Annotated in this window: 14 protein-coding genes; 1 reads left to right on the top strand and 13 read right to left on the bottom strand. The window is 38.9% G+C overall.

Going from position 1 to position 13,946, the window contains the following annotated elements; all coding sequences use genetic code 11:
- Positions 1 to 61: 61 nt before the first annotated feature.
- The 12 genes from LIX50_RS06140 to pyrR form a co-directional block, all read right to left on the bottom strand.
- On the bottom strand, positions 62 to 1,732 hold the full coding sequence (locus LIX50_RS06140) for a fructose-specific PTS transporter subunit EIIC (RefSeq protein ID WP_005636220.1): 1,671 nt from the start codon (positions 1,730 to 1,732) through the stop codon (positions 62 to 64).
- A 1-nt stretch (position 1,733) separates the two neighbouring features.
- Positions 1,734 to 2,675 carry a 1-phosphofructokinase gene (fruK, locus tag LIX50_RS06135; RefSeq protein ID WP_005636217.1) on the bottom strand — a complete coding sequence of 314 codons (942 nt, stop codon included), beginning with the start codon at positions 2,673 to 2,675 and terminating at the stop codon, positions 1,734 to 1,736.
- Position 2,676: 1 nt separating this feature from the next.
- A complete protein-coding gene (gene fruB / locus LIX50_RS06130) occupies positions 2,677 to 4,176 on the bottom strand; it encodes a fused PTS fructose transporter subunit IIA/HPr protein (RefSeq protein ID WP_005636215.1) in 1,500 nt (499 codons plus the stop codon).
- A gap of 71 nt (positions 4,177 to 4,247) precedes the next feature.
- Complete coding sequence (locus LIX50_RS06125) at positions 4,248 to 4,778, bottom strand: hypothetical protein (protein ID WP_005632738.1); 531 nt, start codon at positions 4,776 to 4,778, stop codon at positions 4,248 to 4,250.
- A 72-nt stretch (positions 4,779 to 4,850) separates the two neighbouring features.
- Positions 4,851 to 6,149, bottom strand: a complete 1,299-nt coding sequence (locus tag LIX50_RS06120; protein WP_048952952.1) for a hemolysin family protein — start codon at positions 6,147 to 6,149, stop codon at positions 4,851 to 4,853.
- A 50-nt stretch (positions 6,150 to 6,199) separates the two neighbouring features.
- Entirely contained in the window at positions 6,200 to 6,724 is a 525-nt protein-coding gene (locus LIX50_RS06115) for a DUF1523 family protein (RefSeq protein ID WP_005626131.1), read from the bottom strand.
- A 26-nt stretch (positions 6,725 to 6,750) separates the two neighbouring features.
- On the bottom strand, positions 6,751 to 7,533 hold the full coding sequence (locus tag LIX50_RS06110) for a YchF/TatD family DNA exonuclease (protein ID WP_048952951.1): 783 nt from the start codon (positions 7,531 to 7,533) through the stop codon (positions 6,751 to 6,753).
- 54 nt (positions 7,534 to 7,587) lie between these two features.
- Positions 7,588 to 8,571 (bottom strand): DNA polymerase III subunit delta', encoded by a 984-nt coding sequence (locus tag LIX50_RS06105; RefSeq protein ID WP_048952950.1) that lies wholly within the window; start codon positions 8,569 to 8,571, stop codon positions 7,588 to 7,590.
- Positions 8,568 to 9,227 carry a dTMP kinase gene (gene tmk / locus LIX50_RS06100; protein ID WP_048952949.1) on the bottom strand — a complete coding sequence of 220 codons (660 nt, stop codon included), beginning with the start codon at positions 9,225 to 9,227 and terminating at the stop codon, positions 8,568 to 8,570. The genes LIX50_RS06105 and tmk overlap by 4 nt, the downstream gene beginning before the upstream one ends.
- Positions 9,217 to 10,260 (bottom strand): endolytic transglycosylase MltG, encoded by a 1,044-nt coding sequence (mltG, locus tag LIX50_RS06095; RefSeq protein WP_048952980.1) that lies wholly within the window; start codon positions 10,258 to 10,260, stop codon positions 9,217 to 9,219. Before mltG ends, tmk begins: the two co-directional genes overlap by 11 nt.
- A gap of 69 nt (positions 10,261 to 10,329) precedes the next feature.
- Positions 10,330 to 11,319: a peptidylprolyl isomerase gene (locus tag LIX50_RS06090; protein WP_048952979.1), complete on the bottom strand. Its 990-nt coding sequence runs from the start codon at positions 11,317 to 11,319 to the stop codon at positions 10,330 to 10,332.
- A 74-nt stretch (positions 11,320 to 11,393) separates the two neighbouring features.
- Positions 11,394 to 11,933 (bottom strand): bifunctional pyr operon transcriptional regulator/uracil phosphoribosyltransferase PyrR, encoded by a 540-nt coding sequence (gene pyrR, locus LIX50_RS06085; protein ID WP_048952948.1) that lies wholly within the window; start codon positions 11,931 to 11,933, stop codon positions 11,394 to 11,396.
- 139 nt (positions 11,934 to 12,072) lie between these two features.
- Between pyrR and mazG the strand changes: the two genes are divergently transcribed.
- Positions 12,073 to 12,864: a nucleoside triphosphate pyrophosphohydrolase gene (gene mazG, locus LIX50_RS06080; RefSeq protein ID WP_048952947.1), complete on the top strand. Its 792-nt coding sequence runs from the start codon at positions 12,073 to 12,075 to the stop codon at positions 12,862 to 12,864.
- 48 nt (positions 12,865 to 12,912) lie between these two features.
- Here the strand turns inward: mazG and LIX50_RS06075 are convergent, their stop codons facing one another.
- Entirely contained in the window at positions 12,913 to 13,788 is an 876-nt protein-coding gene (locus LIX50_RS06075) for a VirK/YbjX family protein (RefSeq protein ID WP_048952946.1), read from the bottom strand.
- Positions 13,789 to 13,946 lie beyond the last annotated feature (158 nt).

Raw genomic sequence — 13,946 nt, 5'->3', positions numbered from 1 at the left:
ATCTATTCCAAAACAAAAGCCGATTCAAATGAATCGGCTTTTTTACATTCAAAGTGCGGTATTATTCCGCATTGTTTTTCGATTTAATAATGGCGTAAACCACACCTGTTGATAAAGCACCAATCGCAATTGCACCAAGATATTTCAATGGCTCAGATACAAATGGAATGACAAATAATCCGCCGTGTGGAGCTTGTAATGTAATATTTAATCCCATTGAAATCGCACCAGCCACCGCACCACCAATCACTGAGCTAATAATGACTCGAATTGGATCTGCTGCCACAAATGGTAATGCACCTTCAGAAATAAAACATAAACCAAGAACAAATGACGCTTTCCCCGCATCGCGTTGGCTAACTGTGAATTTATTGCGAGCAATCCAAGTCGCAACTGTCATACCAATTGGTGGAACCATACCCGCGGCCATTGCAGCAGCCATTGGCGTATAAACTTGGGATGCAATCAATCCAACAGAAAAGGTGTACGCTGCTTTATTTACCGGTCCGCCCATATCTATACACATCATTGCACCGATAATTGCGCCTAACACAATCGCATTCACTTCGCCCATTGAAGTAAGCCAATTACTTAGCTCTTTCATAATTTCAGCCACTGGTGGATTGATGAGGTAAATCATCGTCAAGCCAACAATCATCGAACCTAAGAGCGGTAAAATTAAAATCGGTTTTAATGAAGTCAGGCTTGCTGGCAATCGAATAATCACATTCAGCCCTTTCACCACATAGCCCGCTAAGAAACCAGCAATAATACCGCCAAGAATCCCTGCACCCGCTTCACTTGCCAGCATCCCCGCAATCAAACCAACTGCAAGTCCTGGACGATCCGCGATAGAAAATGCAACGTAACCGGCAAACACGGCAATCATTAACTTGAACGCCACTCCACTACCGATATTCATCAACATATTTGGAAGATCCTGTAAAACTCCTGTATTTTCAATTACATTAAAACTGAACATAAAGGACATCGCGATCAACAACCCACCCGCAACCACTAACGGTAACATATGAGAAACGCCAGTCATTAAGTGTTTGTACACACCTTTTTTCTCACGGCTTTCTTCTTTTGATTCCGAATTATTTCCACCATCAAAAATTTTGGCTTCTTTAAATGCTTTATCAAATTCTTGCTCGGTTTTCTTCAAGGCTAATCCTGTTGAAGTTCGGTACATTGGTTTACCTTTAAATTTATCTAAAGGCACATCAATATCTGCTGCAACAAATACCAAATCAGCCGCAGCGACTTCTTCTGCAGTAATTTCATTGCCCGCCCCAACTTGACCACGGGTTTCAACTTTTACATTCCAACCTTGTTTTTTCGCATAGGTTTCGATCGCTTCGGCTGACATAAACGTATGTGCAACGCCTGTCGGACAAGCAGTTACCGCAACAATATTTTTTACACCAGAAACACCTGTAAAACTCACCGCACTTTTCGGTGCAACATAATCAGCTCCATTCGCTAAGGCATTTGCCAGCGTGACTTCAGGAGAAATCATGGCGATAGCTTCGCCGATAATAAAGACTTTTTTACCAACTAACGCAGAGTTATTTGGTAATACTGAACCAAATACAAGAACAAGATCTGCTTCGGCTGGTGTTTCTACAATAGAGACATTCGCTTTTTGTGCAGCCGCTCGAAAAACTTCATGTAATAAATAGGCTTTCGCATCACCTACATTAGCTGATTGGGTTAAAAATAACTTCATACTATCCTTCAATCATCGTTATTTGTACTTTTTCTAAAATGGGGTCAAGTAAACTCAAATCACTCACACCAACATTACTTTGAGACACCGCAAAAGCGGACACAGCCGTAGCAAAAGACAAAGTTTCTGTTTCCGATAACCCTTTTTCAAAACCATAGATTAAGCCTGCTACCATTGAATCCCCAGCCCCAACGGTACTCACTACATTTTCACATTTTGGTGGTTCGGCTTTGAGCACGCCTTCATTATTAATCCATAAAGAACCTTTTGCGCCCATTGAAATAATCACGTTTTCAATGCCTTGTGCTTTGAGTTGCTGTGCAGCGGCAATAATTTCCTCAAGACTATTTAATGGATGACCAACCCAAGCCTCAAGTTCTCGATGATTGGGTTTTACTAGCCAAGGTTTCGCTTTTAATCCAGCGGTGAGCGCATCATTGCTACTATCAAGCACAACTTTTACGCCAGCTTGATGAAGCTGATTCAACCAATCAGCAAATAATTCAGAAGATACACCTCGAGGTAAACTGCCACAAACTGCGACAATGTCATAATCTAAACAATAAGCCAAAGAATCAGTCACAAATTGTTGCCAAACTTGTGGGCTTATTTGATATCCCAAGAAATTTAAATCTGTCACATCCGCTTCAGTCTCGGTAATTTTTACATTGATGCGCGTTTTGCCATCAACACGGTGGAATTTATCTTCCAAACCGTACTTATTAAACATTTGCTCGAAATCAGCTGAATTATCCTCGCCCAAGAAACCGCCTACTGCAACATCAACGCCTAAATCTTTTAGTACTTTTGCAACATTAATACCTTTCCCCGCAGGAAATAAGCCAAGGGTTTCTACCGTATTTACTTCACCAAGTTGGATACGATTTAAACGCCCGACTAAATCATAGGCGGCATTTAAAGTAATTGTTACGACGCTTGCCATACTATTCCCCTAAACCCGATTCAATCACAGCACCGATTCCGTCAATAGCCTGTTGCGCTTCATCGCCTGTCGCAACAAAACGTAAACGAGTCCCTTTCACCACTCCAAGCGCAACAATTTTCATCAAGCTTTTAGCGCTCACTAATTGAGAATTACGATCAAGATTCTGAACTGCCACAGAGGCATTATATTTTTTCACTTCGTTTACTAACACTGCACTTGGGCGAGCGTGCAAACCGTGTTCGTTCTTAATTACAAACACAGCCTCAATGGCATTTGCCGGTAAGTTATGATCTTCGCTTACCGCTAGTACGTGAATTTGTTCTCCCATAATCTCAATGGTGTCTGGTTCAGATGGTGGCACTGCAGAAACATTCTCACCCAAACCATCAGCAATCGCTTTGCCCAATGTTTCAATAGCTTGTTTTGCATCTTCCCCCTCTGCCACAAAACGTAAACGATGTCCTTGTGTTACACCAAGCGCAACAATCTTCATCAAGCTTTTTGCGCTGACGACTTCACTTTCACGAGTAAGATTTTGCACGGTAATTTTCGAAGTGAATTTTTTCACTTCATTAACCAAATTTGCACTTGGGCGCGCATGTAAACCGTGTTCATTACGAATCGTAAAGGTTCCTACAACAGCACCTTCTACAGATTGAGTTTCAACATCACTCGATGAACCCAAAAGTGCGGTCAAAATTTCTGTTGAATTACCATTGAGCAAGGTTGTTTGAACATCGTCATCTAATAAACGCGCTAAAGTTGGATTAATTTGATCACTGACGGCTGCAACAGTTATCACGCCTTTTACGGCTTTGCCATTGTGGCTAAAAATCGTTTTGACACGACTAAATGCCAAGGCATTTTTCACATTTCCTACGACAGAATCCGTTACCCATAACCCTTTGCCAAGCGGTAATGCCGCATTATTAATCACCTCAGAAATAAAGCGATTTTCTACCGCACTTTGCACCTGTAATTGCCCCGCATTAATCGCGACTAAAGTTAATAAACTTTGGGTATCTACATCTACACTGATATTGGCAGCAGGAATTTCAAATGGCTCAATTGTCTCGCCCATTAAAATCGCACGAAATTCAGCAACATCCGTTATTTTTGCTAATTTCGCTGCGGTATCTTCATCACTCAAAACGTGAGTAAGTTGACGTAATAAGGACAAATGCTCATCAGATCGCGCCGCAATACCAATCACGACATAAGCAATATTTCCCTCACCCCATTCTATGCCTTGAGGAAATTGAAACACTTGCACTCCCGTTTTCTTTACCATCGAACGAGTATCCAAGGTGCCATGAGGAATAGCGATGCCATTGCCTAAAAAAGTTGAGGTTTGCTGTTCACGCGCCAACATTCCTTGCAAGTAACCATTTTCCACATTATCTGCTTGAACTAATGCGGACGCGGCCATTTCAATCGCTTGTTCTTTATCAGTTGCGTTAGCATTTAAATGAATGTTGCTTTCCGAAAGTTCTAACATTCTTGCTCCTTAATAATTTAAAAATAAAGCTGCTGGTGAAATAAATCGACCAGCAGCTTGTTGAAAAACAATTATTTAGATGTACAGGCTTTCAGCAGTGCTTCACTACCTTGCGCAATATATTCATCATTTTCACCGCGCTCTTTGCCTTTTTGCAAATCACGCATCGCATCATAAATACCTTGAGTCATGCTTTGCGAATCCACTTTTTCCCAACAATTTGCGTTCAAACGTTTAATATTAGCTTGCAATGCTTCCGCATGTAACACACCACTATAATAAGCATATACATCAGAATCATGTCCGCCAGTGTAAAGTTTATCTTGAATTTGTTTCACAGGAACTAAAATACGCCCCAAATACCAGTCATTCGCACCACTTGCAAAATTATCTACAAAGAAATTTTCATTCACGCGACCTTTATATGTCGCCACAGTCGCTTCATAAGCTGCTGCATAAGATTTCTGATCGATTTTATCTTTATCTAAATCAATCACTTTTTTATCGTTCCCCATAAATGGAATATAGTTGGTAACCGATGACCAAGAAGAACAACCTGCCAACATTAACGTAAAAAATAAAACAGAGATTTTTTTAAACATAGTCATACCTGATTAAAGTTAATAAAACGCCGCCATTATACTGGCTGAAGGGGATTAAAGAAAGGGCGGTAATTATTCCGCCTCTTTTACTAAAGACACCAAAATCTGATCGATTTTAAAGTTTTCCGTATCAATCACTTCAAACTTGTATTTTCCGTAAACCACAGAATCGGTTTTTTTCGGGATTTTACGTAGCATATACATCATAAAGCCACTGATGGTTTCGTAATTTTCTTCATCTGGGAAAGATTCAATATCTAATACTCGTGTCACATCTTCTAATGGCGTTGCGCCATCAATAAGCCATGAGTTTTCATCACGACTCACAATATATTCTTCTTCGTTAGAAACTAATTCCCCCATAACAATACTCATGACATCATTTAGCGTAACAATACCCACTACGAGGGCATATTCATTTACAATAATCGCAAAATCTTCACCGGTAGATTTAAACAATTCTAATACTTCGTAAAGAGAAAGCGTATCCGGCACAAATAATGCTTTACGGAGTAGTTTAGGATCTGTGAGCACCACATTTTCATTCTGCAAATACATGGTGAGCAACGTATGGGATTCTACATAACCTAAGATTTTGTCGAGGCTATTGTCACAAATCACAATTTTAGAATGAGAATCACGAGAAAGCGTATCCATGACTTCTTGGCGAGAAAAAGTGCGGTCTAAATACACGATATTTTCACGCGTTGTCATGGTGGAAGTCACTGTACGTGATTGCATATCGAAAATGTTTTCAATGAGATAATGCTCTTGAGTTTTTAATACACCAGCTTCAGCCCCCGCTTCTACTACAGCGAAAATATCTTCAGACGTCATGCCATCTTCACGCACAGTGGAAATACGAAATAAGCGGAAAAATACATTAGCAATCGTATCAAAAAACCACACAAGCGGCTTAAAGACAAACATACTGAAATTCATAATGCCGACAACGCGCAATGCCACCATTTCAGGATAAGTAATGGCAATACGTTTTGGAATAAGATCAGCAAATAAGATAAAGAAACAAGTAACCAACACAAACGCAATTGTAGAAGCGGTTGGCTCAATCCAATCGCCCACAAAAGAGCGGCTTAAAATTTCCGCGATATAAGGGCTTAGTGCGCTTTCACCAATTCCCCCGCCAAGAATCGCCACCATATTCAAACCGATTTGAACCACGGTAATAAAACGACCAGGGTGCTCTTGCAATTTAAGCACTTGAAGCGCGCGCACATCCCCTTCATTCGCAAGGGTTTGTAGTTTCAATTTACGCGAACCCGCCAGTGAAATTTCTGCAGAAGAAACAACCGCACTAATTAGAATTAAGGCAATAATCGCCAAAATAGTATGAAATAATTCCATAATCATTACTCAAAAATATGAAAGAAAACGACCGCACTTTGCGGCCGTTCAGGATATTACTCTTCGCTGTCAAACCAGCCGCGAACAAATTGAATAGACAAGAATAAGGTAGCTAACAGGAATGCATAGAAAATCCAAGAAACGATTGGATGACTTGGCGTGTCATCAGCCGTAATTTCTTTAATTGAGGTTGCATTGCGATATTCATCCATCATCGTAATACGCCAACCATAGTATTTAATTTGCACAAGTTTGTTGTCATTACCCAAAGCCTGCGCTTCAGCCTGTAAATTGGCTGAGCCAAATTTGAAGTAGAACGGAAAACCCCAACGTGTATCTTCATTGCGATACACCATAATTTTGCCATCGTCATTTTGCGTGTTGATGTAATACACATCACGTGTTGGGCCATCAGCTGGATTCGATTTTGTGATTGGCCCATCTTTATCAACACGTTTAACTTCTACGCCAGTAACACGTGTCACATCATAATGAGGGAACACATAATTCACCACAGAAAACATAAAACCGTGGAATAAAAAAACAACAATAAATAAGAAATATTTAAAAAACTTTCGCATACTTTTCCCTTGTCAGAACTGTGCATTTATTCTACACGAATTTTAAATAAACGCTCGAAATTTTGCGTAGTGATTCGAGCAAACTCCTCAGTAGAAAAGCCCTTTAAGGTTGCCACGTATTCACATACTTCTCTCGTATAAGCCGGTTGATTTTCTTTTCCCCGATAAGGCACTGGCGCAAGATAAGGCGAATCTGTTTCCACCAATAAGCGATCCGTTGGCACATAACGAATAACCTCACGAATCACTTCGGCATTTTTAAAGGTCACAATGCCAGAACAAGAAATGTAAAAACCTAAATCTAACGCTTTTTTCGCAAATTCCATGGTTTCCGTAAAACAATGAATAACGCCACCGCACTTTTCAGCATGGTGTTGGCGTAACATTGAAATGGTATCATCACCTGCAGAACGTGTATGAATAATTACAGGCTTATCTAACTGGTTTGCAATATCGATTTGGCTACCAAACACCGCTTGTTGCTCCGCTTTATTGTCCGCGCTGTAATAATAATCTAATCCAATTTCGCCAATCGCAATCACTTTTGGATCTTGCGCTAAACGCAATAAGCGTTCTGCGTCATAAGGTTCTTCTTCAAAATCCAGTGGGTGAACACCACAAGCAAGCGAGACATTATTAAATTCGCGTAAAGATTCATAAGCCTGCTCAAAACGGCTTAACGTTACACCAATTGCGAGCAAATGTTTCACATCACGCGCGCGCGCTTTTTCCACCACATCTGCAATGTTTTTATGTAAATTTTCATAATCCAATGCATCTAAATGGCAGTGGGAGTCAACAATGAACATAATTATTTTTCCTTATACCTAAGGCTTGAACGCCATAGACGATATATCTTTAATTTATTGCGTTTCAAATACTTCTGTGACTAATCTGGTCAAGCTATCTAATAGCATCAATTCAACATTCACACCATTAATTGTAAGCAAATCTGACCGCACTTTTTGCATAATTTTGATTGCTTGTAATAAACCAAGAGCGGTTTGCTCATCGCTGAATTGTTCGATACCGCGGCCAAGATCGGCAACTTGTCGATGACTATCAATTTCAAGTTTATGTTTTAAACAATCGGAAAGAAAAGCCAAAATCCAATCCACTTGCTGAACATAGCGTTCTTTATCAAACAACGGAAGCAATTCCAATGGTGAACGTCGGCGATAGAACACCCAAAATTGACGTAAGAAGTTTTTACGCTGTTCAATAAGCCCTTGTTGTAAAGTCTCTAATGCTAAAAGCGGACGCCCAAGATTCATCGCAAGTGCGGTCAAAATTTCCTGATTTTCAGCCGCACTTTCTGATTTCAACCAATCAAGAGCCGTTTGCTCATTAGGCACGGACAAATTCCACACTTGGCATCGACTATAAATGGTTGCTAATAAACTTGCTGAACTATCCGCCTGAAGTAAAAAATAAGTATTTGGACGAGGCTCTTCCAATGTTTTCAATAATGCATTGGCAGCCGCTTCCGTTAAACGCTCCGCACCTTGCACATAGACCACTTTATTGCCGTTTTGTTGTGCGTGTTGAGCAACCATTTCATTAATATCGCGCACTTGATCAACGCCAATATCCTTACCATCAATAGGGCTCAATTCATGATAATCTGGATGGCTATGGGCTTGCATTAAATGACAAGAATGGCATTGACCACAAGGTTTATCGCCTTGAGCCACACACATTATTTTCTGTACAAGTGCATCAAATAAACGTTCTACACCTAAACCAGAATCAGCTTTAATCAGCACAGCATGATGCCCCAAACCTTCGTCAAAGGTTTGAGCAATTTGATGATAAATTGGCATTAGCCAAGGGTAAAGTGCGATCATTTTTCGTTTGATTTCCACCAATTTTTTACCGCGCTTTCGATATCAGCTTGAACAAGTTCAATACTCGGCTCAGCATTAATCACCACTGCTTTTGGATTATCTTTTACTAACGCTAAATAGCGTGCTCGAGTGCGATGGAAAAAATCCAAATCCATTTGCTCAATACGATCTAATTCACCTCGTCCACGAGCTCGTGCTAAACCGACACTCGGTTCTATATCCAAATAAATTGTGAGATCAGGCTCAAAATCACCTAATACGGTTTCTTTCAAGGTGAGCATAAAATGCGGGTCTAATTGACGTCCACCACCTTGATACGCCTGAGATGACATATCGTGGCGATCACCTACCACCCATTTTCCTTGCATTAAAGCAGGTTTAATCACATTTTCTACTAACTGAATACGTGCTGCATAAAGCATTAATAACTCTGCTTTTGCTGTCACAGGTTCTTCAGTTTCATATTTGATTAGATGACGTAATTTTTCTGCCAATGGCGTTCCGCCCGGTTCGCGAGTAAACACCACATCTTTAATTCCCAGTTCATGCAAGACTTGCACAACAGACTGGTGAGCAGAGCTTTTTCCCGCGCCTTCTAAGCCTTCAATAACAATAAACTTTCCTTTCATATTTTCTTCCGCTCTTTTATTTGGCATTTTTCTGACTGCTATACCAACGTAAATATTCTTGTACCGCTTTATTATGTTCATTCAAATTGCGGGTAAATTTATGCCCACCAGAACCATCTGCCACAAAATAATAAAAATCTGTTTTTTCAGGTTTTGCAACAGCTTGTAACGAACTTTCACTTGGCATAGCAATTGGTGTTGGCGGCAATCCATCAATCACATAGGTATTATAAGGCGTTGACATTTCTAAATCTTTTTTACGAATATTACCACTGTAATTCTCACCCATACCATAAATTACCGTTGGATCCGTTTGTAATTTCATTTTTGCCTTCAAACGGTTGATAAATACAGAGGCCACTTTTGCTCTCTCAGTAGCAATGCCTGTTTCTTTTTCTACGATAGAAGCCAGAATCAACATTTCATAAGGATTAGCTAAAGGTAAATCCTTATCACGCTCGTTCCACGCCTTATTTAACGCCTTTTTCATTTGCTCAGCCGATCGCTTAAGTAGCTCCAAGTCTGTCGATTTAGGCGTGTAGTTATAAGTATCAGGATAAAGCCAACCTTCCACATTTTTTAGTTCAAGATTTCGACCAAAATCTGGCAAATCAAGTAATGTGAAAATTTCTTCATTACTCTTATCTTTCAAGGTTTGCACCAAGTGCGGTGTATTTTCAAGATCTTTTCGCCAATCCTTGAAGGTTTTTCCTTCAATCCATTTTACATTGAACTGCACTTCCTTACCTGAATTAAGCAAATCCAGTAAATCTTGCACAGTTTTAACATTCTCAAGAGAATAAGTCCCTGCTTTTATTTTATTTAGCTCAGGTTTCAACTTCAGCAAATAAGGTAATAATTTCCCATCATCAATTAACTTTTCTTGCTCAAAAAGTGCGGCTAATTTTGAACCAGTTGTGCCACGTTCAATAGTTAAAAGTTGATCTGCCTGCACATTTACCGGAGTTTTTACAAATTCAGTAATTTTGTAATAACCAAAATTAACCACGCCCGCTAAAATCAAAATTAAAAGTAAAATCGCAATTAAAAATTTCTTCATAAGATATAAGAAAGAGAAAATAAAAAACAACAAAAGGGGCAATTAAGCCCCTTTCTTTTAAATATTAAATCATTTATTAAAATATTGGATATCTGCTTTTTTACGCAATGCTTTAACCCAGTCTTTTGTTGCATCTTGCAACTGAGAGTTTACTAAATGTTCATAGGCTTTTTGTGCGTAGGCCTCTGCAGTAAGATCGCCGTCTCTCATCCCTGTCACTTCTAAAATGTGCCAGCCAAACTCTGTTTTAAACGGTGCAGAAATTACACCTTGTTTACTTTGTACAACAGTTTGTGCAAACTGTGGCGCATAAGTTTCGGGGAATGCATAACCTAAACTGCCGCCATTTGCGCCGGATAAATAATCTTTTGAATATTTTAACGCTGCATCTGCGAAAGAAATTTTTCCAGCAAGAATATCTGAGCGAATTTTTGTAAGTTCTGCTTTAGCTTGAGCATCATTTAGCATTGGATTTAGTTTAAGCAAAATATGACGAACTTCATATTCTTTTCCTGTTATTTTCTGTGCAGAACCTTTTTCTTTTGCTTCCTCTAACATTTTTTGTCCAAGGGCCCAAGCTTCACTACGTGCTTGTTCAACATCCACGCTTTCATGAATTGCTCTATTTCGAATTGCATCGCGGGTCATCGTTTGTAATTGGTTTTCCCAGGCTTTTTTGACATCTTTTGCGATACGTTGGCGAAATTCATTTAGTGAGGAACCTTCATTACTTAGCGCAATAGCGAACTGCCCCAAGGTTAAATTGTTTGCTGCAGCAATATGATTAAGCTGTTGCTCTACAGCTGCATTTAATGCTTTAGGGTCAATTGAAGGGGCTTTCACATCTTGCATTGCTTGATGAAGCAAAATGTCATCAATAATTTTATCTAAAGCAACTTGGCGATTTCCACTTTTTCCTATATTTGCTTGAACCTGGCTTTCAAGGATTGGAACGCCATTCACCATTGCTACAACACGTTCTTCGGCTTTTACAACAGAAGCTAAAACAATGGCGCTAATAGTGGCTAAAAACAATGATTTAAATGTAGATTTTTTCATTTCTGTTTTATCAAAAAGTATCAACAATGTTCTTTAGATTATCAGTTCTAAAGAAGGTTCACAAGTGACAGTAATTATTTCCCAATAATAGCAACTTCATAGCAACCATCATATTTTTCAGTGCGAACTTGTACTAATTCCTCGCGACTTGTTGGGACATTTTTTCCTACATAGTCAGCTCTAATTGGTAGTTCTCGATGTCCACGATCGATAAAAATGACTAACTCAATTTTTGCCGCTCTACCAAAATCAGTGAGTGCATCCATTGCTGCTCGAATGGTTCGACCAGTAAAAAGTACATCATCGACAAGAATTACTGTTTTGTCTTGAATATTCAAATATTGTGAGGAGCCACTGTATACCGGCATTTTATCCTCTTGATCTACTAAGGTTAGATCGTCTCGGTAAAAGGTAATATCCAGTTCCATAGATGGTAATTTATTACCACTTAATTTCTCTACTCTATGCTGTAATAATGCGGCAATTTCAGCCCCTCGGCGTTTGATTCCAACAATCACTACATTATCGAGAGATTGGTGTTTTTCAATGATTTCATGGGAAATGCGTGAAATTGTACGAGAAAAACGATCGTGATCGATAATAATTTTTTCCATCTTGTCCAGCTTAATAAAAGATTTTCTAGGGGCTAGAGTATAAAGAAAAAGTAGTTAAAAAGCGATTGTATTTACACCCTTTTTCTTATTGTTCCGTTATACTACTAAACAGATAGATTATTGATTAGGAGGCGAGACAATGCATTATTCTATTCAGGATTTTATTCAACTTATTGCTCAATTGCGCAATCCAAATGACGGATGTCCTTGGGATTTAAAACAAAATTATGAATCTATGATTCCTTGCTTAACGGAAGAAACTTACGAAGTAATCGAAGCGATTGAGAAAAAAGATATACCAAATTTACGCGAAGAACTAGGGGATTTATTGTTACAAGTTGTTTTCTTCAGCCAGCTTGCTACGGAAGATAAATACTTTACTTTTGACGATGTATTGCAAGATGTTGCTGAAAAAATTGTGCGCCGTCATCCTCACGTGTTTGGTGATGAAAAAGCTGGGGATGAAACAGAAGCCCTTTCTCGTTGGAACGAAATGAAAGCGAAAGAAAAACAAGGTAAAAGTGAAGAAACCTCTATTTTAGATAATGTACCTTGTGCTTTGCCTTCTCTTACTCGAGCAGCAAAATTACAAAAACGTTGTTCTAAAGTAGGGTTTGATTGGGAAGAAATTTCCCCAGTATTTGACAAAGTGCAGGAAGAATTAGAAGAAGTTCAAGCTGAAATTCACCGCACTTCGATTGAACAGAACAAAGTGGAAGAAGAAATCGGCGATTTATTGTTCGCAACCGTCAATCTTGCTCGCCATTTAAAATGTGATCCTGAAGATGCATTAAGAAAAGCGAATTTAAAATTTGAACGTCGTTTTAGAGCAGTAGAACAAGCGGTTCAACAACAAGGTAAGCAAGTTAATGATGTGCCACTTATTGAGTTAGATTTGTTGTGGGATGAAGTGAAAAAACAAGGAAACTAATTGAGAAGAGCGGTAAAAATTTCTCTCATTTTTACCGCACTTTCTTTGTTAAAGTTGCTGAATATCCAATGCCATTTGGTCTAACATTTCATAACGTTTACGATACATAGAACGTTTTTTACTTGCGATATCTTCTAACTGTTTGCGTTCAATATCCAAAGGTAATTGCCAATAATTATGGCGATATTTCCCTTGATTCTCTTGCCAGAACTCATCGTAATTAAACAAAATCTTACTGCGCGCAGCAAGACGATATTTTCCTTGCGCTTTGTGCGGAATGCCCACTAGCTCACATTGCCATTTTTCAGCAAGCATTTTGAATGCATTAACCAACAGAAACATTGGGCGCATACCGTGCAATGCCTTCGTAGCCTGTTTTACAAGTTCTTGAGCATTGTCACTTGAAGGGCCTTGAATCGAGGCGATAAGCAATTTATTTGGGCTCAAAAAAGTGAAAGAAGCATCGTATACTCGCTCATTATGTTGATTACGAATATTAATAGAAAAATACCCTTCAAAGGGATCGATATGGTTGATACTCAAAGATAAACGCAAATCGTCAGTTAATTGTGTTAACACGATATTTTGTTGTTCTAATAATTGTTGGCAAAGCGAACGTCCCATTTTCTCTTCAGCCAAACGTAAATTCTCCGTAATCGCCGTTAAACGTTCTGAAGCAGAAAAGCGTTTATCGCAAAAAGTAGTCAGAACCGTATTGATACGATAATAATCTTGTGTAAATAAAGGCTGCCATTGAGTTTCTGTATTAAGAAAATCCACTAATTGGTTACATTGCTTTTGATATAACCATTTATAGCCATAATAGCGTAATTTTTCCCGCACTTGTTTGAGAAAAGGGCGATCCTTGGAATAAGGATACATTTGAACGTAAGTGGGGAAAATAAAATTATTTTTCGTGGACATAACTCAATATTTTGTGAAATTTAATAAAATTATCGGCCATTTTAGCGATTATCACTTCATTTGCCAAAATTCTTTTTTGTTTAAAACCCACTTTATAACTCAGATTTTGTTATAATCTTTTCCTTGAATTCCTTTTTCCCTATCCCAATATTTACCCA

The organism is Haemophilus sp. Marseille-P9675 (assembly GCF_916862695.1).
GTDB lineage: Bacteria > Pseudomonadota > Gammaproteobacteria > Enterobacterales > Pasteurellaceae > Haemophilus > Haemophilus haemolyticus_K.
The sequence above is the reverse complement of the archived record's forward strand: the minus strand, read 5'-3'. Positions and strand labels throughout refer to the sequence as shown.

Excerpts from the sequence above, each read along its gene's own strand:
- LIX50_RS06125 (WP_005632738.1), bottom strand. The coding sequence starts at position 4,778 with ATGTTTAAAAAAATCTCTGTTTTATTTTTTACGTTAATGTTGGCAGGT.
- LIX50_RS06115 (WP_005626131.1), bottom strand. The coding sequence starts at position 6,724 with ATGCGAAAGTTTTTTAAATATTTCTTATTTATTGTTGTTTTTTTATTC.
- LIX50_RS06090 (WP_048952979.1), bottom strand. The coding sequence starts at position 11,319 with ATGAAAAAATCTACATTTAAATCATTGTTTTTAGCCACTATTAGCGCC.
- tmk (WP_048952949.1), bottom strand. The coding sequence starts at position 9,227 with ATGCCAAATAAAAGAGCGGAAGAAAATATGAAAGGAAAGTTTATTGTT.
- fruK (WP_005636217.1), bottom strand. The coding sequence starts at position 2,675 with ATGGCAAGCGTCGTAACAATTACTTTAAATGCCGCCTATGATTTAGTC.
- LIX50_RS06110 (WP_048952951.1), bottom strand. The coding sequence starts at position 7,533 with ATGTTCATTGTTGACTCCCACTGCCATTTAGATGCATTGGATTATGAA.
- mltG (WP_048952980.1), bottom strand. The coding sequence starts at position 10,260 with ATGAAGAAATTTTTAATTGCGATTTTACTTTTAATTTTGATTTTAGCG.
- LIX50_RS06120 (WP_048952952.1), bottom strand. The coding sequence starts at position 6,149 with ATGATTATGGAATTATTTCATACTATTTTGGCGATTATTGCCTTAATT.
- pyrR (WP_048952948.1), bottom strand. The coding sequence starts at position 11,933 with ATGGAAAAAATTATTATCGATCACGATCGTTTTTCTCGTACAATTTCA.
- fruB (WP_005636215.1), bottom strand. The coding sequence starts at position 4,176 with ATGTTAGAACTTTCGGAAAGCAACATTCATTTAAATGCTAACGCAACT.
- mazG (WP_048952947.1), top strand. The coding sequence starts at position 12,073 with ATGCATTATTCTATTCAGGATTTTATTCAACTTATTGCTCAATTGCGC.
- LIX50_RS06140 (WP_005636220.1), bottom strand. The coding sequence starts at position 1,732 with ATGAAGTTATTTTTAACCCAATCAGCTAATGTAGGTGATGCGAAAGCC.
- LIX50_RS06075 (WP_048952946.1), bottom strand. The coding sequence starts at position 13,788 with ATGTCCACGAAAAATAATTTTATTTTCCCCACTTACGTTCAAATGTAT.
- LIX50_RS06105 (WP_048952950.1), bottom strand. The coding sequence starts at position 8,571 with ATGATCGCACTTTACCCTTGGCTAATGCCAATTTATCATCAAATTGCT.